The sequence below is a fragment of the Rhodococcus sp. NCIMB 12038 genome, from assembly GCF_002165735.1.
Classification (GTDB): domain Bacteria; phylum Actinomycetota; class Actinomycetes; order Mycobacteriales; family Mycobacteriaceae; genus Rhodococcus_F.
Genome location: NZ_NHML01000021.1, coordinates 78,224 through 100,532 on the forward strand (window position 1 = coordinate 78,224; position 22,309 = coordinate 100,532).

Consider the following 22,309-nt stretch of genomic DNA (forward strand, 5'->3'; position numbering starts at 1 on the left):
CGGTCCGGGGGTGGGTCCGGTCAGGCCTGCTTCGCCGCACTGATGCCGGCGCGGCGACCGTAGAAGCTGCCGTCGCCGAGGGACGTGCCGCTCGCGTAGCCGCCGGCGCACACCCCGGACGTGCACCGTCCCGCCGCGAAGAGGCCGGGGATGGGTTCACCGGAGACGTGCAGGACCTCGGAGTTCACGGTGGTCCGCAGGCCGCCGAGGGTGAAGCCGAGCGTGAACCCGCGCAGGTCGAGGGCGGCGACGGGGGAGCCGATCGGCTTCACCCACTCGGACTTCTTGTGCAGCAACGGGTCCGACCCTTCGACGGCGTGCTTGTTGTACACCTCGACCGTCGACTGGAGTGCGCCTGCGGGCAGGCCCATGTCGGATTCGAGTTCCTCGACGGTCTCCGCGGCCCACTTCGGCTGGGCGCGCAGGAACGGCGTTGCCGTGGTCGCGGCCGTGCCCTCCTCGTACGACGCCTCGTCGATGACGAGGAACGCCTGGTTGTCCTGGTGGAACAGGGTCATCTGGCCGATCCGACCGGAGTAGGTGTCCTCCGGAACGTAGCGCTGCCCCCGGCCGTTGACGAGGATGCCGCGGACGACCAACTGGGGGTCGCAGAGGAACGCGACCTCGGTGGCGTCCATGTGGGCGAGATCGGCGCCGAGGGCCTGCGCCATGAGGATCGAGCGCCCGTCATGCTCCTCGATGGCGGCGCCGGGGCGGCCGATGAGCCGCGGCGCGTGGGCCTCGATCATCTTGTCGTTGTACGCGAAGCTGCCGGTCGCGAGGACGACGCCGCGACGCGCCCGCACGGCCACCTCCTTGCCGTACTGTTTGGCGACGATCCCGACGACGCGTCCGGTGTCGTCGGTGACGAGCGTCTGGACGCGCATGTCGTATTCGGCTCGGACCCCGAGCTTTTCGGCGGTCTCGACGAGCGGCTTCATCAGCATGTAGCCGCCGCCCTTCTCGCCGGTCCGCTTGCCGTCCATCTGCGGAACGTGCCCGCGCGGTGCGGGGGTGGCGATCTCGTTGAACGGCGCCGCGTTCTCGCCACCGGAGTACATGAGCCCGTCGTCGAACGGCGGCTCCCAGCCGGGTTCGCCCCAGAAGCTCTCCTTGAACGGGACCCCGCAGTCGACGAGCCAGTTGTAGTGCGCGACGCTGCCCTCGCAGTAGTCGGTGATCTTCTCCTCGTCGGCGCCCGGGCCGAGCGCCGCCATCATGAACGTCTTCATGTTCTCGACGGAGTCGTCGAACCCGCACGCCTTCTGCAGCGGCGTCCCGCCGCCGAGGTAGATGAAGCCGCCGGCGAGTGCGGCGGCACCGCCCCATCCGCTGGTGCGCTCGAGGACCAGGACGTCGGCGCCGGCTCGTGCCGCCTCGATGGCGGCGGACACCCCGGCGATGCCGTAACCCGCGACCACGACGTCGGCCTCGTAGTCCCACTCGGTGACCGTTGCTGCGGACCGGGGGCGGATCGGTGTGGCGTCGACCATGGGTGGAGGTCCTCTCGGGCGGTCACGGGGGAATGTGACGTGGGTTACCCTCGAACTGTAACCTGTTACAAAACCCGATTCGGTGGATCTCCCGGTGAGTGGGACGCGGTGCCGGGAGGCCGTTGCCCGGCTATCCGGGCAGGTCCGTGACGCCGGACAGCTCGTAGTGCAGGGTCGGAGTCCGTGCCAGACGGTGCGCGAGATGAACCCCGATCCGCTGCACCACGGGATACTTCTTGTCGATCAGCGCGCCCGCGGCCCGCGCCTCCTCACCGGACAGCAGTCGCGCCGTGGCCTGTGCCGGCGGACCCGTGGGCTTCCCGGACCATGTGCACGGGCGGATCCGGACGTCCGGGAAATTGCGCAGCCGCTTGTTCTTCGACGCCCGGCCCGGGGTGCGGAAGTACGCCCGATCGCCCTTCACGGCGATATTGACCGGGGTGTCCACCCACGACCCGTCGCGTTTGCGTGTCTGTAATTGCACGACCTTCTCCGCGGCGAAGCGTCGCAGCGCCGGTGATGCCTCATCGGTCATCTCGAAGTCCTGAATCTCGGGTGTATTCCAGCCTACTGCGCTAATTCGCGAGTGTCCGGACCTCGGCGAGGAACCGGTCGAGATCGTCGGGGGAGCAGAAGTAGTGCGGCGATGCCCGCACCACGGCGTCCAGTCCGCGGGCGCTCATGTCCAGCAGCGTCGAACCGCGCAGACTGGCCGTGACGGTGACGTCGCGGGCGGCCAGCTGTTTCCGGACGTCGCCCGGATCGAACCCGTCGACGGTGAACGAGACGATTCCGCAGCGGCGGGCGCCGAGGTCGCGCACGGTGACCCCGGGGATCGCCGCGAGCCCCGACCGGAGGTGCTCGGCCCCGGCCACCACGGCCGCCTCGACCTCGTCCACTCCGAGGGCGAGGAGATAGTCGGCCGCCACCCCGAGTCCGAGGCGGGCGGCGACGTCGCATTCCCAGAACTCGAACCGGCTGGCATCGGTCGCGAGGCGGTACGCGTCCGCCGCGGTCCACTCCGCGCTGTGGAGGTCGAGCGAGGCCGGCTCGAGCGTCGCGGCCAGATCCGGCCGGACGTACAGGAAGCCGGTGCCCCGCGGCGCGCGCAGCCATTTGCGTCCCGTGGCGGAGAGCGCGTCGACGCCGAGTTCGCCCACGTCGAGGGCGATCTGGCCGACGGACTGGCACGCGTCGAGCAGCACGAGTGCGCCGTGTGCGTGTGCCAGTTCCGTCACCTCGCGGACGGGGTTGACCAGGCCGCCGTTGGTGGGCACGTGCACGAGGGACACGAGACGGACCCGGTCGTCGAGGAGCGTCCCGAGCGCGGCGACGTCGATCTGGCCCGCGGGGTCGCTGGGAACGACGTCGACCGTCGCGCCGACGGACCGGGCCCGCTGCAGGACGGCGATGGCGTTGCTGGCGTACTCGACCTCCGAGATCAGGACGCGGTCACCGGCCTCGAGCGGGACGGCGTGGAAGAAGTCGTTCCAGGCGGTGGTGGCGCTGTCCACCAGTGCGATGCTGTCGGCGCCCGCCCCGATCAGGCGGCCCAGCGACGACTTCACGGCCGCGAGATCGTCGGCTCGTTCCGCCGCCGCGACGTAGCCCCCGACGTCGGCCTCCCGGCGCAGGTGCGCGAACACCGCGTCCAGGACCGGGGCCGGAGGAAGCGAGGAGCCCGCGCTGTCCAGGAACACCTTGTCGAGGCACCCGGGGGTGTCCCGTCGCGCCTGCTCGAGGTCGAGCATGTCCGATACCTCCCGTTTTGCGGTAATTGGACTCGAACGTACCCGTGAGGTTCCTCGAAAAGTATGCCGATGGGGCGTGCATCGACGGCCGAGGCGCTCTAATGTCGATAACGACGTTCAGGCGGCGCCCGAAGGGGAGGGTCGAATGGCTACTGCAGTTCAGTCCGTCGAAGCAACGTGTCTCACGTCGCGACCGGCGGCGGAGGCGTATCTGGGTGGTGTGTGCTTCAAACTGGGGCCACCGCAGTTGATCGGCGCGGAATTGGAGTGGCTGACCGCGCAACTGCCGGAATACGTGCGTCCCGACCTCGCCGCTCTCGCCGAAGCTCTCGGGCCGCACACCCCCAGAACCATCGATCCCTCTTCTCCTGCCCAGCCCCTTCCCGGTGGCAGCGCCGTCACGGTCGAACCTGGCGGACAGATCGAACTGTCCAGCGCCCCCTATCACTCCGCACGGGAACTGTGCGACTACCTCGCCGCCGATCAGGCGGTACTCGCCGAACTGTTGTCGGCGCGGTCGATTCAGATGTCGTCCGAGGCCGCGGACACCCGCAGGCCCGCTCAGCGTCTCCTCCAGTCACCGCGGTACTGCGCCATGGAATCCCGCTTCACCGGCATCGGGCCCTTCGGCAAACTGATGATGTGCAATACCGCCGCCACCCAGATCAGCGTGGACGCCGGAGTCGATCCGGTTGCGGTGGAGAAGCGGTGGCACCTGCTGCATGCGGTCGGACCCGCGCTGATCGCGGCGTTCGCGTGTTCACCGCGGCTCTACGGGGTACCCGATGGGCAGTGGGCGTCGCAGCGGATGCGGACGTGGCTCGAACTCGATTCGCCGCGAACCACCGGGACCCCGCACAGCGCGGACTATGCGGCGTGGGTGCTGGACGTTCCGTTGCTGTGCATCCGCAACGACGGACCGGACTGGACGGCGCCCGACGGTGCAACTTTCGCGGACTGGGTGGAGGGGGCGCTGGACGACGTGATCGGACGCCCGACGTCCGCCGACCTCGACTATCACCTCACCACCCTGTTCCCGCCGGTTCGCGCAGCCGGGCATCTCGAGGTGCGCTACCTCGACGCGCAACCGGGCGACCAGTGGCGGGTCCCGATCGCAGCTATCGACGCACTGCTGTCGGGACCGGGAGCGATGGCCGAGGCGCTCGCCGCGGCCCTGCCCACCGCCGAACGCTGGCGGGACGCCGCCGAGTTCGGCCTGGCCGACCTCGAACTGCGTGCTGCGGCAACAGCTCTGCTGTCGCTGGCGGCGGCGTACTCGCCCGACCCCGAATTCGTCAGACTGCTCGACACCGCCGCCGAACGATGTTGCCGGGGCCAGGCCCCGAGCGAGGAACGCTGATGGGAACTCGCGAGAAGATCGAGACGGTGCTGACACGGGCACGGGAGCGCACCGCCGGGTTGACGGACTGTGTCGACGGGGAAGACCTCGTCGCGCAGCATTCCCCGCTGATGAGCCCGCTCGTGTGGGATCTCGCGCACATCGGCAACCAGGAAGAACTGTGGCTCGTACGGGACGTCGGCGGCCGCGAACCCGTCCGCCGCGACATCGACGAGTTGTACGACGCGTTCAAACATTCCAGGAACTCGCGGCCCTCCCTGCCGCTGCTGAACCCGGACGAGGCCAGGGAATACCTCCGTACCGTCCGAGACAAGGCGTGGGACGTCCTCGACGGCAGCACGTTCCGGGGCCGCCCACTCGAGGAGAACGGATTCGCGTTCGGCATGATCGCGCAACACGAGCAGCAGCACGCCGAGACGATGCTCGCCACCCACCAACTGCGCTCCGGTGCAGCGGTGTTGACCGCGGAAAGCGCGCCGCGTGTCGGTGGGGCGATCGCCGAGGACGAGGTGGTCGTTCCGTCCGGCGAATTCACGATGGGAACGTCGGACGATCCGTGGGCGCTCGACAACGAGAGGTCCGCACATCCGGTGCACGTTCCGGCGTTCGTGATCGACGCCGTCCCCGTCACCAACGGCCGCTACCTCGAGTTCGTCGACGACGGCGGGTACGCGCGCCCCGAGTTGTGGAGCGAGCGGGGGTGGGCCCATCGCCTCGACGCGCGGCTGGAAGCACCCCAGTTCTGGGAGAACGACGGCTGCGGAACGTGGTGGCGCCGCAGGTTCGGGGTCACCGAGCCGATTCATCCCCAGGAACCGGTGGTGCACGTCTGCTTCTTCGAGGCCGAGGCGTTCGCGCGCTGGGACGGCAAGAGGCTGCCGACGGAGGCCGAATGGGAGAAGGCGGCGCGGTGGGATCCGTTCAACGGCCGTTCGCGCCGATTCCCCTGGGGGGACGGCGAACCCGACGCGTCGCTGGCCAACCTCGGGCAGCGCCACCTCGGACCAGCGGTGGTCGGGGCATATCCGTCGGGGGCGTCCCCGCTCGGCGTGCATCAGCTGATCGGGGACGTATGGGAGTGGACGTCGTCGCCCTTCGAGCCCTATCCCGGTTTTGCGGCGTTCCCGTACCGCGAATACTCGGAGGTGTTCTACGGCGGCGACTACCGCGTGCTGCGCGGCGGTTCGTTCGGCACCGATCCGGTGGCGTGCCGCGGGACGTTCCGCAACTGGGACCACCCGATCCGCAGGCAGATCTTCTCCGGATTCCGCTGTGCCCGGGACCTTCCGGGAGACGACTGCTGAGATGTGCCGACACCTGGGCTATCTGGGACCGGAACGATCAGTGGCCGACCTCGTCGGTTGCGGCGAGAACTCGCTGCTGCACCAGTCGTACGCGCCGCGCGACATGAGGGGCGGCGGAACCGTCAACGCCGACGGGTTCGGCGTCGGGTGGTGGGGCGCGGACGGATTCTCCCGCTACCGCAGTGCCGCGCCGCTGTGGTCGGATCCCGTCGTGCGAGAGATGTTGCCGAACATCCGCTCCCACGCCGTGGTGGCCGCCGCCCGGTCGGCGACGGTCGGTATGCCCGTGCAGCACACGGCGTGCGCACCGTTCTCCGACGACACCTGGGCCTTCAGTCACAACGGGGTGGTGCGCGGGTGGCCCGAGTCGCTCGCCGGGATCGCCGCGGAACTGCCCGTGGCCGATCTGCTGCAACTCGAGGCGCCGACCGATTCGGCCGCGCTGTGGCTGCTGCTGCGCCGGGCGCTCGGCGAGCAGGACCCCGAGAAGGCGATGAGTTCGCTCGTCCAGTCCGTCGTTGCTGCGGCCCCGAACTCGCGACTGAATCTACTGCTGGGCAACGGCACGGAACTGTGGGCCACCACGTGGCATCACTCGCTGTCGGTGCTCGTCGACGACGAACGGGCCATCGTGATGTCCGAACCCTACGACGACGACCCTGCATGGCAATCGATTCCGGACCGTCACTTCGTCAGCGCACGTCCCGGACACCTGATCGTCACCCCGCTCGAGATGGGAGCACGATGACCACCACACCGACCCTCGAGGTGTACCTGCAGCCCGAACAGCTGAAGGCCGCACTCCGCAAGGACGCCACCGTCGGGCTCACGTCGAGCCCGAAGTGGCTGCCGCCCAAATACTTCTACGACGCCCGCGGCAGTGAACTGTTCGAGCAGATCACCGCGTTACCCGAGTACTTCCCGACGCGCACGGAACGGGAACTGCTCAGACGATATTCGGGGGAGATCGCCGAGGTCGCGGCGCCGGAGATCCTCGTGGAACTCGGATCGGGGTCCTCGGAGAAGACCCGGTTGCTGCTCGACGCCGGCACCCGGCGCGGAACCCTCCACACGTATGTGCCGCAGGACGTGTCGGTGTCCGCGCTCGAGGGGGCGGCGGAGCAGATCGGAACGGAGTTCCCGAATCTGACCGTGCGCGGTGTCGTCAGCGACTTCACCGAGTCGTTGCACCACCTTCCGCGCGGTGGTCGCCGCACGATCGCGTTCCTCGGGGGCACCCTCGGAAACATGGTGCCCGCCGAGCGCGCGGAGTTCCTCTCCGGGATCGCCGACGTCCTCGAACCCGGGGAGCACCTCCTCCTCGGCGTCGGGCTGGTCGTCGATCCCGGCGTTCTCGTCCCCGCATACGACGACGCCGCCGGGGTGACCGCACAGTTCAACCGCAATGTGCTGCAGGTACTCAACACGCAACTCGACGCGGACTTCCCGGTGGACGAGTTCCGGCACGTCGCGCTGTGGGACGCCGGCAACGAGTGGATCGAGATGCGGCTCGAGGCCGAGCGTGCGATGTCGATCCGCATCGCCGAGCTTGATCTGGACGTCGAGTTCGCCGCGGGTGAGCAGCTGCGGACGGAGATCTCCGCCAAGTTCACCCTCGACGGCATTCGACTGGAGTTGGCGGAGGCGGGATTCGGCGTCGACCGTGTCTGGACCGACCCGGACGCGCGATTCGCGCTGGTGTGCGCCGCGCGGAGGTGACCCCCACGTGAGTGGCGTAGTGTGCCGCCGCACGCTTTGCCGCTCACCTGCCCTACGAACGGGACGCTCGTCGCGTCAGATCGAACGGGCGTCCCGTTCGTCCGCATCGTGTGCGGCCAGTGCTGGGGCGACGAACTGCTCGAGCATGGTGCGTTCGTCGGTGTCGTCGACGCCCGGGACGGTGAGCAGGGAGACGATGATCCGGACGAGCCAGCGGGCCTTCCGGGACGTCGCCTCTCCCGAGAACCCCGCCTGCCCGAGGAAGGCGGTGCCCAACGACTCGATGACGTCCGACGAGTGCGCGATCTGCGCGGCGAGGCCCGAGTCGCCGAGCTGAAACCACACGGCCAGGGCCGGGTCGGCGCGCACCAGCCGGATCGCGGCCAGCATCGCCTCGACGATCACGTCCTTCGGGTCGGCGGTCCCGGACACCTCGTCCGCGACCAGTGCACCGATGCGCCGCGCCTCGCGGTGGACGAACGCCAGCTGCAACGCCTGCCTGCTGTCGAAATAGCGGTACAGCGTGGCACGGGAACATCCGGCCGCCCGGGCGACGTCGGCCATGCCGACAGCGGTGATGCCCTTCTCGACGTACAGCTGCGCGGCGACGTCGAGAAGTCGCTCGGCGGCGAGGCGGGGGCGTTCGTCGCGCATCCAGTCGGCGTTCATTCGCGCACCCGGAACGGGACGCTCGTCGGGCGGCGCACGTAGTTGCCCCCGGCGTAGACGACGGCGTCGATGTCGACGGTGAAGTCGGGGCAGCGGGCCAGCAGTTCTTCCAGCGCGACCCGGGCCTGCATCCGGGCCGCGGCCGCGCCCAGACAGTGGTGGGCCCCGTGACTGAACGTGAGGATCTGCGTCGGTCTGCGGCGCACGTCCAGCTCCTCCGAATCCGGTCCGAACCGGCGCGGGTCGCGGTTCGCGGAGCCGTACAGCAGGAACACCTTCCGGCCCTCGGGGATGGCGGTGCCCTCGATCTCGACGTCGCGGGTCACCGTGCGGGCGAGGCCCTGGACGGGGGCCGTGAGCCGCAGTAGTTCCTCGACGGCGTTGCCGACGAGCTCCGGGTTGTCGATCAGATCGCGGCGCTGATCGCGGTGTTCGGTGAGCAACTGGACTGCGCCGCCGAGCATTCCGGTGGTCGTGTCGTTGCCGCCGGTGACCATCGTGAACGCGAAACCGAGGATGGAGAGCAGTCCGGTGAGATCGCCGTCGGCCCCCATCCCGCTCGCGACGAGGTGTGAGACCGTGTCGTCTCCGGGGTCGGTGCGCCGCCGCTCGATCAGCCCGCCGAAATAGCCCATCAGATCGGTGACCGCACTCGTCGCCTGCAGCGTGTCGCCCTGCGCGTTGGCCGCGACGATGGCATCGGTCCAGCCGTCGAATTGCGCCCGGTCCTCCTCGGGGACGCCGAGGTAGTGGGCAACGACCATGCTCGGCAGCGGCTTGAACAGCTCCTTCACGACATCCCCCTCGCCGGCTTCCCGCAGTCGTTCGAGGCGCTCCACCACGAACGTCCGGACCGCCGGTTCGACGGCCGTGACCTGCCGCGGGGTGAATCCCTTCGACACGAGGCGGCGGAACGCGGTGTGGTCGGGCGGGTCGAGCATCACCAGCGGCGGATTGTCCTGCAGGCCGATCTTCTCCAGCTCGCCGTACGTCGTGGTGAGGCCGGCGGCGGACGAGAACGTCTCGGCGTCGCGGGCGGCGGCGTAGACGTCGGCGTGCCGGGACAACACCCAGTAGTCGTTCCCGGGTGCGTCCTCGGGGACGACGTGATGGACGGGGTCGTGGTCGCGCAGCGCGGCGTACATCTGCCACGGGGCGCGCCACGTGGGTCCGGACCTCGGCACGAACGAGACGCTCGACACATGTGCGGTCATGTATCGATGGTGAGACACATCGGCAGAAGTGTCAATGGTGCGATGCCGGGTACCTAGCCGAACAGGGCGAACGCCACCACGGCGAGGATCACGACGAGTACCGGGGTGAGAATGAGCAGCAACCCGAGCAGGCCGGGATTCTTCACCGGCCGATGGTCGATGGCGCCCTTGCTGAAACTGCTGAACGGCGACGCGTAATACACCGGGGGAGCCGGGTGATACCGGTTGTCGACGGTGATCTGCGCCTTGCCCTGCTCCCAGATCCACGGGACCGCGATCTCGATGTGGTGCACACCGGGAGGCGTCGGAATGACGTTGTGACCCCACCGAAGCGGCACGGGAAAGCCGTTGATCCGGGCGTTGGGCGTCACCAGCATCGGGCCCATCGGCGGTTTCTTCGCGTCGATGACCAGCGCGGTGGGAGAGGAGGCGGGCTGCACGAAGGGCGACGGTATCACCCTGCGGCAGTCCGAGCAGTGTGGCCTACTGGCCGGCCGCGATCCGGGCCTTCTCCAGTGCGGCGAGGGTGCGGAGCACGGTGGCGCGCTGCTTCTCGAGGTCGCTGATCCGGGCGCGTGCGGCGAGGCCGGCGGGCTCACCGATCAGATTCATCTGCGCGTCGATGGTCGAGAGCTGATCGAGCAGGCCTGTGACGCGCGATTCGAGCGCAGCGACGTCGACGGCGTCGGTGCGCACCGGTGCCACCGGCGGCGTTGCGGACGTGCGGGACGCGCTCGGGCGGGACGCCGCGGTGGCCGACGACGTTCCGGAATGGGCGGTGCTGCGCGGCTCCGACACCACACTGGCAGCCCGGGGGCGGAGGGCCTTGCGCACGGCGGCCGGATCCGGGAGTTCCGAGAGTTTCGTGTCGTTGAGGTCGCGGCGTGCGTCGCGGGCGTTGACGCGGTGCTCGCGCTCCTCGTCGTCGTCGGACTGCAACGTGCCGCCGAGTGGACGCAGACCGTACATGCCCAGGAAGCGGCGGGCCTCGTCGATGACCGTTTCCTTCTCGCGGCAAGTGCCACACCGAGGTTCGTTACGGAACATCTCGACTGCGTTGTCGTCTCCGCACCATACGCACGCTCCCGGCGACCAACGCCGGACGTTTCGAATTGCAGCGATATCGATAGGGCCGGAGAGAGTCTGCGCGTCGATCACGACGAGCCACAGTAGGGGAATTCGCGCGTGCGAGTCACATCGCCGTAAGTACGACCTGCGGTTCTGCGGACAAGCGTGACGAAGATCATGCCAACGCCCGGAAAATGCCGAGGAAACGTTGTGTGCCGCACATGTTTTCCCGACCGGTAAGTTTCATTCTCCGGCGCCGATCACGGTGGTCAGCCAGTCGACGAGCGGACGCATCGAACGCCAGGCGGTGCGCACTTCGTCAGCGGCGCGGGGTGTTTCGATCCAGTCGGGGGAGAGGTAGCTGCGGCTGGCGGTGAGCGATTTGTGCCGCATCAGGTCGAGGCGCGGGTGGTCCTCGGCGACGCCGCGGGGTCGCGTCTTCAGCGTGTCGCCGCCGATCTCGAAACCGGACGACCGGACCTTCTTCACGAGCCGGACGAGTTCGCGGCCCTTGCGGTCGTCGTCGACGGCGTCACGGAAGCGGCCGACCTGCAGCGGGGTGTGCGAGTAGAAGCCGCCCGCGACGAACAGCCCGGCCGCGTCGATCTGCACGTAGAAGCCCACGCCGGGGCGGGTCTCGACGAATCCGCCCTGATGGGTCTTGTAGGGCGTCTTGTCCTTCGAGAACCGGACGTCGCGGTAGGGGCGAAACACCTTGCCCGCGCCGAACTCCGATTCGAGTTCCGCGAGCAGGGCGGTCATGGGTGCGCGCACCGAGTGGTCGTAGACGGATTTGTGCGCGGTCCAGAAACTCTTGCTGTTGTCTGCCTCGAGGTCCTCGTAGAAGTCGAGAGCAGCGGTGGGGATCCCGGTGAACACACGGGCAAGGCTACGCCTGTGAGTGGTTGACGAGTCCCTGGACTCGTCAACCACTCACAGGCGCGAAGCTCCTAGGCGTTGCCGTTGAACAGCGACGTGACCGAGCCGTTCTCGAAAACTTCCTTGATCGTGCGAGCCAGCAGCGGCGCGATGGACAGCACCGTGAGGGTGGGGAACTTCTTCGACTCTTCGATCGGGAGCGTGTTGGTGACGATGACTTCCCGCGCACCACACGCGGCGAGGCGCTCGGCCGCCGGGTCGGACAGGACGCCGTGGGTGGCGGCGATGATCACGTCGCCCGCGCCGGCCTCCTTGAGGATCTTCACGGCGCCGGCGATGGTTCCACCGGTGTCGATCATGTCGTCGATGAGGATGCAGGTGCGGCCCTCGACGTCACCGACGACGCGGTTGGACTTCACCTGGTTGGGCACCAGTGGGTCGCGCGTCTTGTGGATGAACGCCAGCGGCGCGCCACCGAGGGTGTCGGCCCACTTCTCGGCGACCCGGACGCGACCGGAGTCGGGGGAGACGACGGCGATGTTGTCGGTGCCGTAGTTGCCGCGGATGTACTCGGCGAGCTGACCCTGGGCGTGCATGTGGTCGACAGGGCCGTCGAAGAAGCCCTGGATCTGGTCGGTGTGGAGGTCGACCGTGATGATGCGGTCGGCGCCCGCCGTCTTGAGGAGGTCGGCGATCAGGCGAGCCGAGATGGGCTCACGGCCGCGGTGCTTCTTGTCCTGGCGGGCGTACGGGTAGAACGGCAGGACCGCGGTGATGCGCTTGGCCGATCCGCGCTTGAGCGCGTCGATCATGATCAGCTGTTCCATCACCCACGTGTTCAGCGGGGCCGGGTGGCTCTGCAGCACGAAGGCGTCGGAACCGCGGACCGACTCCTCGAAACGGACGAAGATCTCGCCGTTCGCGAAGTCACGGGCAGTCTGCGGGGTGACCCGCACGTCGAGTTCCTTCGCGACCTGTTCGGCCAGCTCCGGATGCGCGCGACCAGAAAACAGCATGAGGTTCTTCTGGTTGTCGATCCAATTCGCGGTCACTGCTCTATGCCATCCTTTAAATCTTGCTTCTCGGTTTCGTGCAGATCTGAACTGTGGTGCTGTTCCGCAGCGGACGCCGCCTCGGCGGCGGCGGTACCGGGCCGATTTCGTTGCACCCAGCCCTCAATATTGCGCTGCTTGCCTCCGGAGACTGCGAGTGCCCCCGGCGGTACGTCGAAACGCAGCACCGTGCCGGCACCGGTGTAAGCACCGTCACCGACCTGTACCGGAGCGACGAACATGGTGTCCGATCCGGTCCGGACGTGTGACCCCACCACCGTACGGCTCTTGCCGACGCCGTCGTAATTGACGAACACGCTCGACGCACCGATGTTGCTGTACTCGCCGATCGTGGCGTCACCCACGTAGGTCAAATGAGGAACCTTGGAGTGCGCCCCGATGTCGGCGTTCTTCGTCTCGACGAACGCGCCGAGCTTGCCGGATTCACCGAGGACGGTGCCGGGACGCAGGTAGGTGAACGGACCGACGGTGGCGCCTGCGCCGATCGTCGATTCCGAACCGTGGGTGCGCACCACGCTGGCGCCTTCGCCCACCGACACGTCGGTGAGGGTGGTGTCGGGACCGATGACGGCGTCCTCACCCACGGAGGTGGTGCCGAGCAGTTGCACGCCCGGGTGGATGGTGACGTCGCGAGCCAGCGTGACGCCGACGTCGATCCAGGTGGTCGCCGGATCGACGACGGCGACCCCGGCTCGCATCCAGCTCTCGACGGTCCGGCGGTTGAGCTCGGCGGCGAGCCGCGACAGCTGGACGCGGTCGTTGGCGCCTGCGACCTTTGCGGAGTCGGCCAGGTGGGCGGCGAAGACGGGTGCGCCGGCCTCGCGGGCGATCTTGACGACGTCGGTCAGGTACAGCTCGCCCTGCGCGTTGTTCGCGTTGAGCTGCCCGAGTGCGGAGCGCAGGAACTCGGCATCGAACGCATACACACCGGCGTTGACCTCAGTAATCGCTGCCTGCTCCTCCGTGGCGTCGGCCTCCTCCACGATTTCGGCGATCTCACCGTCGTGGGGGAGACGGACGATCCGGCCGTAGCCCCGGGGCTCGGGGGCGGTGAACGTCAGCACCGTGACCGCCGCGGGGGTGGGTTCGCTGCGGTGCTCGTCGACGAGAGCGTGCAGGGTGCGGCCGTCGAGAAGGGGGACGTCCGCGGCGGTGACCAGCACGGTTCCGTTGAAGTCGGCGGGCAGGGCGGCCAGGCCGCATTCGACGGCGTGCCCGGTGCCGTTCTGTTCGTCCTGGACGGCGATCGCGATCGGGCGGCCCAGTTCCGTCTCGAGAACGCCGACAGCCCTGCCGACGCGTTCCTTGTCGTGACCGACGACAGTGACGAGGTGTGTCGGATCGACCTCGGCGGCGGCGTGCAGGGAATGCGCCAGCATCGTGCGTCCACCCAGGGTGTGTAACACCTTGGGGGTCTTCGACCGCATCCGAGTTCCCGCGCCGGCGGCGAGGACGACCACGGCGGTCTGCACTGGCATGAAGCTCCCTCTGGGTCGTTCCGCTCTTGCTGTTCTCGACAGCTCCACCTGCAGGAATTCTCTCCGCAGGCTTCTGCTCCGCCGCCAGGACTCGAACCTGAACTATCTGAACCAAAATCAGAGGTGCTGCCATTACACTACGGCGGATTGCCACACACACGGGGTGTCACGCCCGTTTGCGCGAGAGAATCCTCGCATGCCGACCCGCCGCCCGTCGAACCGCTCCGGAAATTTGTCTCGGTCGTCCCGATAGAGTGGGTGCTACCTGCAGTGTTTCCGCGCTGCCCGCGGCACTTCGTCGTCGCGAGTGTCAGGAAAGGATGGTGCCTCGGTGCCCCGACCCACGGACGTGGACGCGACCCCCGAGCGAGCGGTGCGCACCCGGATGACCGGTACGCAACGCCGGGAGCAGTTGATCGAGATCGGTCGTGCCCTGTTCGCCGAGCGCGGTTACGAGGCCACGTCGATCGAGGAGATCGCGCAGCGGGCCCACGTCTCCAAGCCGGTCGTCTATGAGCACTTCGGTGGCAAGGAGGGCCTCTACGCCGTTGTCGTGGATCGGGAGATGTCGCGGCTGCTGGAGATGGTGACGTCGTCGCTGAAGCAGAACCGTTCCCGGATCCGGGTCGAGCGGGTGGCGCTGGCGCTGCTCACCTACGTGGAGGAGCACACCGACGGATTCCGCATCCTCGTCCGCGACTCGCCGGTGGCGGCACCCGACGGAACGTATTCGAGCCTGCTCAACGAGGCCATCGGCCAGGTCGGGCACATCCTCGCCGGCGACTTCTCGCGGCGCGGCTTCAATCCGGATCTGGCCCTGCTGTACGCGCAGGCGCTGGTCGGAATGGTGTCCACCACTGCTACCTGGTGGCTGGACGAGCGGACGCCGCCGAAGGAGGTCGTCGCCGCGCATCTCGTGAACCTGTGCTGGAACGGGCTGACCAATCTGGAGGCCGATCCGCAGTTGGGCACCGATCGGCCCCGCACCCCTCCTCGATGAACGTGTTCTCGTTTTCGGACTCGCGGTTCAACTTCCGGAGGGCGGAGCCTGTCAAGTGCTAGGGTTCGCTGGAGTTTGCGCGCCCCGTCGGGGGGGTTGTTCGGGAGGCAGTCGATGGCGAGACAGGTTCGAGCAGAGGTAACTCGGGCTTCGGTCCTCATGGCGGCGGCCGACGTGTTCTTGAGGCTCGGCTACGCGAATGCGGGTCTCAACGAGATCATCGAGCAGTCGGGTGTGACCAAAGGTGCGTTGTACTTCCACTTCAGTTCGAAGGAAGACCTCGCCCGAGGTGTCATCGACGAGGGACAGATCCGTCTCACAGCAGGCATGACGTCCGTGAGCGACGGGCCGACGCCGGCAATGGAGGCGCTCGTCGCCCTGTCCTACGTGGCGATCGAGGCGGCAAGTTCCGATCCGATCGTTGCCGCGATGTTGCGACTGCAGCACGAGATCGGCGACTACCAGGGAACGCACGGCAACGTCGTGGCGTCGTGGCAGCAGGGTTTCGAACGACTCGTCACCCGCGCGGTCGAGGAGGGCGACATCCTCGCGGAGGACGACGTCTCGACGACCACGCTCTCCACGTTCCTACTCGGGTCGCTCCTGGGGCCCACGTCGTCGCGAGCGCGACCGGCGCGTTCGACGAACTTCCGCGCCGCATGGAACGGGTCTGGTACTTCATCCTTCCCGGTCTGGTCGAGCCGTCGAAGCTCGTGTACTTCCGCCAGTTCGCCTCGCGGCGCCTGCTGCGCTGACCGGAGCCACTGGATTCCAGATGTCAGGCTGAGTACGCTCATCATCAAAGTGATGGATAGCTCTCTTGCCTATGTTGGGGGCGGACAGAAGGCTGTGGGAGGCCGCGCTCACCCAAAGTGATGGAGCCACCATGTTCCGCTCGCGTCCTGCGTTTCCTTCGCGCGTGGCCGTTGCGGCCGTCGTCATCGCCATGTCCGTCACACCGCTTGCGGTGACGGTAGCGGCAAGCGCCGCGCCGACCCCCACCGCTGCGGCGCGGGTCTTCACAGGTGACTACAGCGGCGGCAACTTCTTCCAATGGCCGTCGGTGCAGAACAAGAGCTACAACGGCCCCGGAACGGGCTACGTCCCCACCTATTCCGCGAGCATCGTTCCTGACGCGACGTATGGCCAGGCCGCTCGCTTCGAGGTCCGCGGTGGCGACGCTCCGTCGTTCGGGGGAGGTGAGCGTTCCGAGGTGGCGGCCGGAAACGAGACCGGCGGCTTCGAGGGCCAGGCACGCTGGTATCAGTTCGCCACCAAATTCGACTCCACATTTCCGCAGAACCACGCCGGCCTGGGGTGGGGGCTGACGAACCAGTGGCACCAGGACGTGAGTATCGGAAGCCCACCGATCGGGTGGTATGTGAGCGAGCGGAACGGCTACTGGTCGCTCGTCGTCAACAAGCAGTCGGTTCCCGGCGCCGATTTGGAAACGCTGTCCATCTTCGACACCCCACTGGACGTGGGGAGTTGGCACGACGTGAAGATGCAGATCAACTGGTCGGCATCGGACGCGACCGGATGGATCAAGCTGTGGCTCAACGGCGTACGGCAGACCTTCTCCAACGGTGCCGACACCTATTTCGTCCGTACGCTGATCCCCGGCACGGCCACCGTCTATTACAAAGAGGGCTACTACCGGGAAGGGATGCAACCCACCGGTGTCGTTTTCCACGCGGGATTCCGGTGTGCCACCGAGGAGGGGGCACTGTAGGCGATAGCCGATGGTCTCGCCCTCTGAATCACATTGCGACGGATCTGGACGTTGCGAACCCAAACCGGTTATTTCACAGGGGAAGTAGGGTGTAGAAACCGCGGAGCGCCTCCGCGGCGAATGGGGCGACTAGTCCGACGGGCCGATTCTGCGGGGTGCGGCGTACCGGCGGAGGGCCGGGGCGACGGGCCGTCCACGGAGGAATTCCGCGACACTGCCGGATTCGATTGCCTTGCTGTAGATCTGCAGGGCGCGGCGGGTCGCCTCGAGGGTGTGGGCGATGTCCGCCGCGGTGTGTGCCGCGGATGTGACGAACGATTGACCGAGCACCCCGCCCGACAGCAGTTCCTGCAGGAAGAGCGTGCGGAACTCCTGCGATGGCCGACGTTCGGGGTCTCGGGTGACGAAGACGAGGCAGGATGGCCTGCCGATCACTTGGACGTAGTCTGCGATACCCAGCTCTGCTGCGGCCGCGTTGACACCATCGGCCAAGCGCTGTCCCGACTGCACCATGTGCGATATCGGATCCTCGGTGGCGTAGACGTGAACGACCGCTCGGAAGGCCGCCAGTCCGGCGCACTCGGGGCCGTGCGTGGTCGACAGGAGGAACACCCGTTCGCGATCCGTATTCAGGCCCCCTAGGTCCATGTACTCACGTTTACCGGCGAGGGCCGAGATCGGAAAGCCGTTGCCCATGGCCTTTCCCCAGCACGACAGGTCGGGTTCGACCGAGTAGACCGACTGTGCACCGCCGGCCGACCAGCGGAATCCGGTAATCATCTCGTCGAAGACGAGCAGTGCGCCATGTTTGTCACAGAGGGTGCGGACCCCCTGCAGGAAGCCAGGTTCCGGCTCCGCCGTCGCGGTGGCGGCTTCGAGGACGACACAGGCGATCTGACCGTGATTCGAGTCGAATAGTGCGCTGAGCGAGGCGAGGTCGTTGTACGCGAAGCCGACGGATCTGGCAGCGGCATCGGGCGGGACGCCATTGTTCATCGCGGTGGTGCCGATGAACCAGTCGTCGACCGAGAAGAAGGGTTGATTGCAGATGGCCACCACCTCTCGACCCGTCACCGCCCGTGCAAGGCGGACCGCGGCGGTGGTGACGTCCGACCCGTTCTTGGCGAACTTCACCATGTCCGCGGCGGGGACCAGTTCGAGGAAATCCTCCGCGGCATGTAGTTCGAGCTCGGTCGGCCGGCTGAAGTTCGTCCCATCGGCGATCGCGGCACACACGGCGTCCGTGACAGGACGGTAGCCGTGCCCCAACGTCACCGACCGCAGACCCATGCCGTATTCGATGAAACTGTTTCCGTCGGCATCCCACACACGCGCACCTGAACCGCGAACGAGAACGGGCGCCATGAAGTCCGGATATTGGTCGGGGCCGCGCGCGTAGGTGTGCGCGCCGCCCGGGACCAGTCTGTTCAGCCGGGACTGCAGTTCGTTGGAGCGTGTGAACGACCTGCGGGCTGAGCCGTCGTCGCGTGCAATCGACATAGCCGAACTCCGGGGTGTGGAGGGTGCAGCGCCTACAAGTGTGCGGTACTGTCGAGACGAGTCTCTCCCCGTCGGGGTGCACTCGCAAGTGGCGTCGATCGGAAATCTGTTCCCCGGCTGCATCTGACGAGACTGTTGTCGGCCCGGCGCTGCTGCGCGAGACTGGAGCCGTACGCGATATCTCTCCGGACCGTTCAAGGACAGTAATGGCGAACTATGAGGCCGACTCGACGGGCATCGACAGTTCGACCGTGCGTGTATTGATCGAGAACGGGGAGTACTGGCTTACCAATCGAGGTGACCTCGCCATCCTCGACGTCACCGTCCGGCGACTGAGTGAGCGATGGCCGGGTGCGCGGCTCGGCGTTCTGACCTACGCACCGTCGTTGCTGCGCGCGTTCGCTCCGGCCGCCGAGCCGGTCACCTATCGACGTGGGAGCAGATGGTCACGGTCCGGACCGTGGTGGCAGGTACCTGCGTACGCCGGGCCCCGGTTGGTAGGCCCGGTCTCGGCGGGCTGGTGGGCTGTCTCGGATCGTCCACGGCGCTACGCGCGCAGGGTACGGGACTCTCTTCGCGCACCGGCCGCCGTGCCGGACGAAACCGGGCGCATTCCGCGCATTCCGACGGCCGTTCGCGAGGCCTCACTGGTGCTTGCCATGGGCGGCGGCTACATGACCGATGTGGATCCCTACCAGGCTCACCGCACCCTCGATCTGCTCGAGCGCGCAGCTGACCTGCACATTCCGACCGTGATGTGCGGTCAGGGCATCGGACCGCTCACCGGGGAACACTTGCTCGCTCATGCCACGCAGGTCTTGCCCAAGGTCGACCTCATCGCGGTCCGCGAGGAAGAGCGAGGTCCGGCTCTGCTGCGGTCGCTCGGCGTGCGTTCCGAGAGGGTCGTGGTCACTGGGGACGATGCGGTGGAGTTGGCCTACGGCATGCAATCGGACACGATCGGAACAGACATCGGGGTGTGCCTTCGCGTTGCCGGATACTCCCCGGTCACGGACAGGGCGCAAGATGTCGTCGGTCGCGTGGTGAGGGGGTTCGCCGGCACGGTCGACGCCGGTCTCGTCCCGCTGATCGTCTCCGAATACGAGGCCGAGGATCGTCACTCGACGATGCCGTTGGTCGACGGGTTCCCGATCGTGAGACCCACGGTGGGGCGCTTCGCCAGTGCCCGGGACCTGGTGTCCGAGGTGGCGCGATGTCGTGTACTCGTCACCGGCGCATACCACGTTGCGGTTTTCGCTCTTGCCCAGGGAATTCCGGTTGTGGGACTGTCGACATCGCGTTACTACGACGACAAACTCGGTGGCCTGAGCGGGATGTTCCCCGGCGGTGTCGAGTTAATTCAGCTCGCTGAGGACGGGCTCGACGAACGGCTCACGCGTGCGGTTCATCGCATGTGGAGGGAGGCCCCGCGTCTGCGGTCCGACCTGCGTGCGGAGGCACGCGCGCAGGTGTGTGCGAGCAAGCAGGCGTTCGAGCGCGTGTTCGCGCTCGTAGAGTCGGAACAACGGAACCGGGCGCCGGAACGGTAAAGCGCCGTTCGTGTTCCGGCCGAGTCCCGCGCCACCGAGTGCATGCATGCCCGGGGCGCCGTCAATATTGGATATTGTCGGGATGCTGGTCGCCGGTGCTCGAGGCGATCCACATATCCGACGTGATCGCCCACATGTCGTGATCTCTACGGTGGCCGCCGACGTCGAGGAAGCTGGCCATGGTGCCCTCGCGTCGCATGCCCATGCGCTCAGCCCGCCTCGCGGCCACAGCATTGTCCACACAGATGGGCGCGGTGACTCGGCGTAGTCCCAATGTGTCGATCGCGTACTTCGCGAGTAGCACGCCCACGACAGAGCACACACCTTTGCCGGTCACCTGTGCGTCGAGCCAGATGCCCAACTCCGCGGTCTTCGTGCGCAAGTCGATGCGCTCGAGATTGCATTGCCCTGCGAAGTGACCGTCGATCTCGACCACCAACGGCAGCGCGAGTCCGGCGCGAGCGGCTTTCCGTGACTGCAGGCATTCGTCCACCCAGACCGTCTCGGTGTGGCGCTCTTGCCAGCTCAATGGAGAACTGACCCAATACGGTTCGATCAGACGCCGATCCCGCAGCCGGATTTCCCGCCACGCAGTCGCATCGGACAATCGCGGGGAACGGAGCGCCACCTCGTGGCCGGCGACGGCTACCGGGCCGAGGCGTAGGTCCGGGGCTCGGCGTGCCACCCGAATTCGGCGTAGTGGCCGGAGGTGGAACCTCGCGGCCGCGACGACTGCAACTCTTGTTCTCGGAAGATCCAACGACCTCACCTCTGGCCGTCGATTTTACTCGGCTCCATCCGGCAAACGTAAATTATGGAAAATTGGCTAAAACCATACCGCATGTCCTCGTAGATGTTGTAAATTAATCTTCAGGTCGGGAATCGCTAAGTCGACGTTTCGGATCGGCGCCGTCGGTTGGACGATGGTGTGCCGAGCCGGCCGACATCACAGCGGGGACGTGCGATTCTCCGCAACCCGTTGGTGGGAGGGACGCGTGACCAGCACGTTGAACGTTCAGATCGAGCGTATTTGGCGCCGTCGTGTATTGGTGCTCGTCGTCACGGCGCTGGCGGTCCTCGGGGCGGTCGCAGCAGTGAGGGAAGCCGGGACCAGCTACACGGGCAGGGCGGCCCTGATCGTCTCCTCGCCGGGCCGGGCTCCCGAGCAGGACGCAATCCTGGTGGTGGGGTATGTCGACTACTTCAACAACGGGCCCTACCAGGAGCGGATTCGTGCTCAGGCGGACGTTCCCGACGATGTGACCTTCGCCGCCAGCATGGCCGCAGCGAGTCCGATCTTCTACATCGACGCCACGGCGGACGACCCCGAAACCGCGGCATCCGCGGCAACGTCAATGGCCGGGGCCTTTCGGGACGACGTCAATGCCGTCAGGTTCGCAGGTAGGGCCGGCACCCTCGCGGAGCTCAGGCAACAGCTCGACGAGCAGCGTTCGTCCCCCGAAGCAGACGCCGTCGCAATGGCGCAACTCCAGGACCGGATCACTGCGATCGAGTTGGACACGACAAACGAGCTGCAGGACCAACAGCTCGCCGCAGGAGTCGCAGAGGAACGCCCATCTCTGGCGCGGAACGTGCTGCTCGGGCTGTTCGGCGGCCTGATACTCGGCTGCGTTGCAGCTCTTGCACTGGATGCGGTGTCGAAGCGCCTCAGGACCGCCGACGACCTGCGTGGGAAGGTCGGCGTGGAGACCTTGGTCGAGGTACCGCGCGGCGGGAAACCTCGGGCGGAGAGGGGTCGAGAGGAGCAATTCCGGCGTTTGGCAAACATTATCGGTTTGGCCGATCTTCCCCGCCCGGCAACGCTCGTGGTGGCCGCGCCGCGACGTACCGCGGGGGTTGCTCAGGTTGCGCGGGCAATTGCAGAGCACAGGGCGATCCAGGGTGAACGCTCCCTGATCCTGCGGGCGGATCTGAGCGGTTCCGCGCGCGCAACGAACGTCGATGAACCTCCGGGCGTCGCGGATTTCCTCGGCGCGGTCACCCCACCGGCGATCGCCGAGTTCATCCACCAGGCGGAACCTGGCGTAGTTCTGGAAATGCCGACCGGGACCGGGCACGGTGATCCCTACGCGCTGTTCACCCGTGAGCGGTTCGGAAAGCTACTCCAGCAGGCACACAGTGTTGCCGACGTGGTCGTCGTCGAGGCTCCGCCGATCACGGAAGCAGCTGAGGCGCAGGTGATCTGCGCGGCAGCGGACGCGGTGGTGCTCGTCGTCGAACGGGGGACCACGCGTGTCCCCGAGACGGTAGAGGCATGTCGGCTGCTCGGGCAGGTGGAGTCGAGGTTACTCGGCGCCGTCATCATCGATCCCCGGTGCACGCGACCTACTGCGCCGACCCCGCCGACGGACGAGTCCGCCGAGTCGGCCGACTCGGATGAGTCCGCCGAGTTGGATGAGTCGGCCGAGACCGACGAGTTGGACAAGGTCGACATGCTGAAGGTCCGCGAGTCCACCTCGGATCAGACCGCGCATCCGTGACCTGACCACTATGAGACT

At 67.2% G+C, this 22,309-nt stretch carries 20 protein-coding genes, 1 tRNA gene and 1 pseudogene; 9 read left to right on the forward strand and 13 right to left on the reverse strand.

The features are described from left to right. Positions 1-20 precede the first annotated feature (20 nt). The 3 genes from CA951_RS28540 to CA951_RS28550 all read right to left on the reverse strand — a co-directional run bounded on the left by CA951_RS28540 (position 21) and on the right by CA951_RS28550 (position 3,244). Entirely contained in the window at positions 21-1,493 is a 1,473-nt protein-coding gene (locus CA951_RS28540; protein ID WP_087560041.1) for an FAD-dependent oxidoreductase, read from the reverse strand. A gap of 130 nt (positions 1,494-1,623) precedes the next feature. After that, the gene (locus CA951_RS28545) at positions 1,624-2,028 is read right to left on the reverse strand and encodes a PPOX class F420-dependent oxidoreductase (protein ID WP_087560042.1); all 405 of its coding nucleotides are present in this window, start codon (positions 2,026-2,028) and stop codon (positions 1,624-1,626) included. A 40-nt stretch (positions 2,029-2,068) separates the two neighbouring features. Next, entirely contained in the window at positions 2,069-3,244 is a 1,176-nt protein-coding gene (locus CA951_RS28550) for an aminotransferase class V-fold PLP-dependent enzyme (protein ID WP_087560043.1), read from the reverse strand. Positions 3,245-3,389: 145 nt separating this feature from the next. On the opposite strand from CA951_RS28550, the gene egtA reads away from it, so the two are divergent. The 4 genes from egtA to egtD are packed head-to-tail and all read left to right on the forward strand — an operon-like array spanning position 3,390 to position 7,627. After that, positions 3,390-4,604 carry an ergothioneine biosynthesis glutamate--cysteine ligase EgtA gene (gene egtA / locus CA951_RS28555; RefSeq protein WP_087560044.1) on the forward strand — a complete coding sequence of 405 codons (1,215 nt, stop codon included), beginning with the start codon at positions 3,390-3,392 and terminating at the stop codon, positions 4,602-4,604. Beyond that, positions 4,604-5,908, forward strand: a complete 1,305-nt coding sequence (gene egtB, locus CA951_RS28560) for an ergothioneine biosynthesis protein EgtB (RefSeq protein ID WP_087560045.1) — start codon at positions 4,604-4,606, stop codon at positions 5,906-5,908. The genes egtA and egtB overlap by 1 nt, the downstream gene beginning before the upstream one ends. 1 nt (position 5,909) lies before the next feature. Then, on the forward strand, positions 5,910-6,656 hold the full coding sequence (egtC, locus tag CA951_RS28565) for an ergothioneine biosynthesis protein EgtC (protein WP_087560046.1): 747 nt from the start codon (positions 5,910-5,912) through the stop codon (positions 6,654-6,656). Continuing rightward, positions 6,653-7,627, forward strand: a complete 975-nt coding sequence (egtD, locus tag CA951_RS28570; RefSeq protein ID WP_087560047.1) for an L-histidine N(alpha)-methyltransferase — start codon at positions 6,653-6,655, stop codon at positions 7,625-7,627. The genes egtC and egtD overlap by 4 nt, the downstream gene beginning before the upstream one ends. 75 nt (positions 7,628-7,702) lie before the next feature. Here the strand turns inward: egtD and CA951_RS28575 are convergent, their stop codons facing one another. From CA951_RS28575 to CA951_RS28610, 8 genes are all read right to left on the reverse strand, one after another. After that, positions 7,703-8,296, reverse strand: coding sequence for a TetR/AcrR family transcriptional regulator (locus tag CA951_RS28575; protein ID WP_087560048.1), 594 nt, complete (start codon positions 8,294-8,296; stop codon positions 7,703-7,705). After that, positions 8,293-9,510 (reverse strand): cytochrome P450, encoded by a 1,218-nt coding sequence (locus tag CA951_RS28580; protein WP_087560049.1) that lies wholly within the window; start codon positions 9,508-9,510, stop codon positions 8,293-8,295. Before CA951_RS28580 ends, CA951_RS28575 begins: the two co-directional genes overlap by 4 nt. A gap of 53 nt (positions 9,511-9,563) precedes the next feature. Further along, entirely contained in the window at positions 9,564-9,950 is a 387-nt protein-coding gene (locus CA951_RS28585) for a hypothetical protein (protein ID WP_087560113.1), read from the reverse strand. 43 nt (positions 9,951-9,993) lie between these two features. Further along, the gene (locus CA951_RS28590; RefSeq protein ID WP_087560050.1) at positions 9,994-10,557 is read right to left on the reverse strand and encodes a hypothetical protein; all 564 of its coding nucleotides are present in this window, start codon (positions 10,555-10,557) and stop codon (positions 9,994-9,996) included. 264 nt (positions 10,558-10,821) lie between these two features. Continuing rightward, entirely contained in the window at positions 10,822-11,457 is a 636-nt protein-coding gene (locus tag CA951_RS28595) for a DUF2461 domain-containing protein (protein ID WP_087560051.1), read from the reverse strand. A gap of 71 nt (positions 11,458-11,528) precedes the next feature. After that, a complete protein-coding gene (locus tag CA951_RS28600) occupies positions 11,529-12,509 on the reverse strand; it encodes a ribose-phosphate diphosphokinase (protein ID WP_087560052.1) in 981 nt (326 codons plus the stop codon). Beyond that, positions 12,506-14,008, reverse strand: a complete 1,503-nt coding sequence (gene glmU, locus CA951_RS28605; protein ID WP_087560053.1) for a bifunctional UDP-N-acetylglucosamine diphosphorylase/glucosamine-1-phosphate N-acetyltransferase GlmU — start codon at positions 14,006-14,008, stop codon at positions 12,506-12,508. Before glmU ends, CA951_RS28600 begins: the two co-directional genes overlap by 4 nt. Before the next feature lie 76 nt (positions 14,009-14,084). Beyond that, positions 14,085-14,155: transfer RNA gene (locus CA951_RS28610), tRNA-Gln, on the reverse strand. Between the two features lie 238 nt (positions 14,156-14,393). On the opposite strand from CA951_RS28610, the gene CA951_RS28615 reads away from it, so the two are divergent. From CA951_RS28615 to CA951_RS28625, 3 genes and pseudogenes are all read left to right on the forward strand, one after another. Next, positions 14,394-15,008: a TetR/AcrR family transcriptional regulator gene (locus CA951_RS28615; RefSeq protein WP_256974126.1), complete on the forward strand. Its 615-nt coding sequence runs from the start codon at positions 14,394-14,396 to the stop codon at positions 15,006-15,008. A 114-nt stretch (positions 15,009-15,122) separates the two neighbouring features. Beyond that, positions 15,123-15,763, forward strand: a pseudogene (locus CA951_RS28620) (ScbR family autoregulator-binding transcription factor). Between the two features lie 164 nt (positions 15,764-15,927). Continuing rightward, positions 15,928-16,740: a polysaccharide lyase gene (locus CA951_RS28625; protein WP_256974119.1), complete on the forward strand. Its 813-nt coding sequence runs from the start codon at positions 15,928-15,930 to the stop codon at positions 16,738-16,740. 129 nt (positions 16,741-16,869) lie between these two features. Here the strand turns inward: CA951_RS28625 and CA951_RS28630 are convergent, their stop codons facing one another. After that, complete coding sequence (locus CA951_RS28630) at positions 16,870-18,240, reverse strand: glutamate-1-semialdehyde 2,1-aminomutase (protein ID WP_087560055.1); 1,371 nt, start codon at positions 18,238-18,240, stop codon at positions 16,870-16,872. Positions 18,241-18,446: 206 nt separating this feature from the next. On the opposite strand from CA951_RS28630, the gene CA951_RS28635 reads away from it, so the two are divergent. Next, positions 18,447-19,790 (forward strand): polysaccharide pyruvyl transferase family protein, encoded by a 1,344-nt coding sequence (locus CA951_RS28635; RefSeq protein ID WP_087560056.1) that lies wholly within the window; start codon positions 18,447-18,449, stop codon positions 19,788-19,790. A 61-nt stretch (positions 19,791-19,851) separates the two neighbouring features. On the opposite strand, the gene CA951_RS28640 is transcribed toward CA951_RS28635, so the two are convergent. Continuing rightward, entirely contained in the window at positions 19,852-20,559 is a 708-nt protein-coding gene (locus tag CA951_RS28640) for a GNAT family N-acetyltransferase (protein ID WP_306300860.1), read from the reverse strand. Between the two features lie 226 nt (positions 20,560-20,785). Here CA951_RS28640 and CA951_RS28645 point away from each other — a divergent pair, with 226 nt between their 5' ends. Then, positions 20,786-22,291, forward strand: coding sequence for a hypothetical protein (locus CA951_RS28645; protein WP_087560057.1), 1,506 nt, complete (start codon positions 20,786-20,788; stop codon positions 22,289-22,291). Positions 22,292-22,309: the final 18 nt, after the last annotated feature.

Excerpts from the sequence above, each read along its gene's own strand:
- glmU (WP_087560053.1), bottom strand. The coding sequence starts at position 14,008 with ATGCCAGTGCAGACCGCCGTGGTCGTCCTCGCCGCCGGCGCGGGAACT.
- egtD (WP_087560047.1), top strand. The coding sequence starts at position 6,653 with ATGACCACCACACCGACCCTCGAGGTGTACCTGCAGCCCGAACAGCTG.
- egtB (WP_087560045.1), top strand. The coding sequence starts at position 4,604 with ATGGGAACTCGCGAGAAGATCGAGACGGTGCTGACACGGGCACGGGAG.
- egtC (WP_087560046.1), top strand. The coding sequence starts at position 5,910 with ATGTGCCGACACCTGGGCTATCTGGGACCGGAACGATCAGTGGCCGAC.
- CA951_RS28630 (WP_087560055.1), bottom strand. The coding sequence starts at position 18,240 with ATGTCGATTGCACGCGACGACGGCTCAGCCCGCAGGTCGTTCACACGC.
- CA951_RS28550 (WP_087560043.1), bottom strand. The coding sequence starts at position 3,244 with ATGCTCGACCTCGAGCAGGCGCGACGGGACACCCCCGGGTGCCTCGAC.
- CA951_RS28615 (WP_256974126.1), top strand. The coding sequence starts at position 14,394 with ATGACCGGTACGCAACGCCGGGAGCAGTTGATCGAGATCGGTCGTGCC.
- CA951_RS28545 (WP_087560042.1), bottom strand. The coding sequence starts at position 2,028 with ATGACCGATGAGGCATCACCGGCGCTGCGACGCTTCGCCGCGGAGAAG.
- egtA (WP_087560044.1), top strand. The coding sequence starts at position 3,390 with ATGGCTACTGCAGTTCAGTCCGTCGAAGCAACGTGTCTCACGTCGCGA.
- CA951_RS28575 (WP_087560048.1), bottom strand. The coding sequence starts at position 8,296 with ATGAACGCCGACTGGATGCGCGACGAACGCCCCCGCCTCGCCGCCGAG.
- CA951_RS28540 (WP_087560041.1), bottom strand. The coding sequence starts at position 1,493 with ATGGTCGACGCCACACCGATCCGCCCCCGGTCCGCAGCAACGGTCACC.
- CA951_RS28635 (WP_087560056.1), top strand. The coding sequence starts at position 18,447 with ATGGCGAACTATGAGGCCGACTCGACGGGCATCGACAGTTCGACCGTG.
- CA951_RS28580 (WP_087560049.1), bottom strand. The coding sequence starts at position 9,510 with ATGACCGCACATGTGTCGAGCGTCTCGTTCGTGCCGAGGTCCGGACCC.
- CA951_RS28590 (WP_087560050.1), bottom strand. The coding sequence starts at position 10,557 with ATGTTCCGTAACGAACCTCGGTGTGGCACTTGCCGCGAGAAGGAAACG.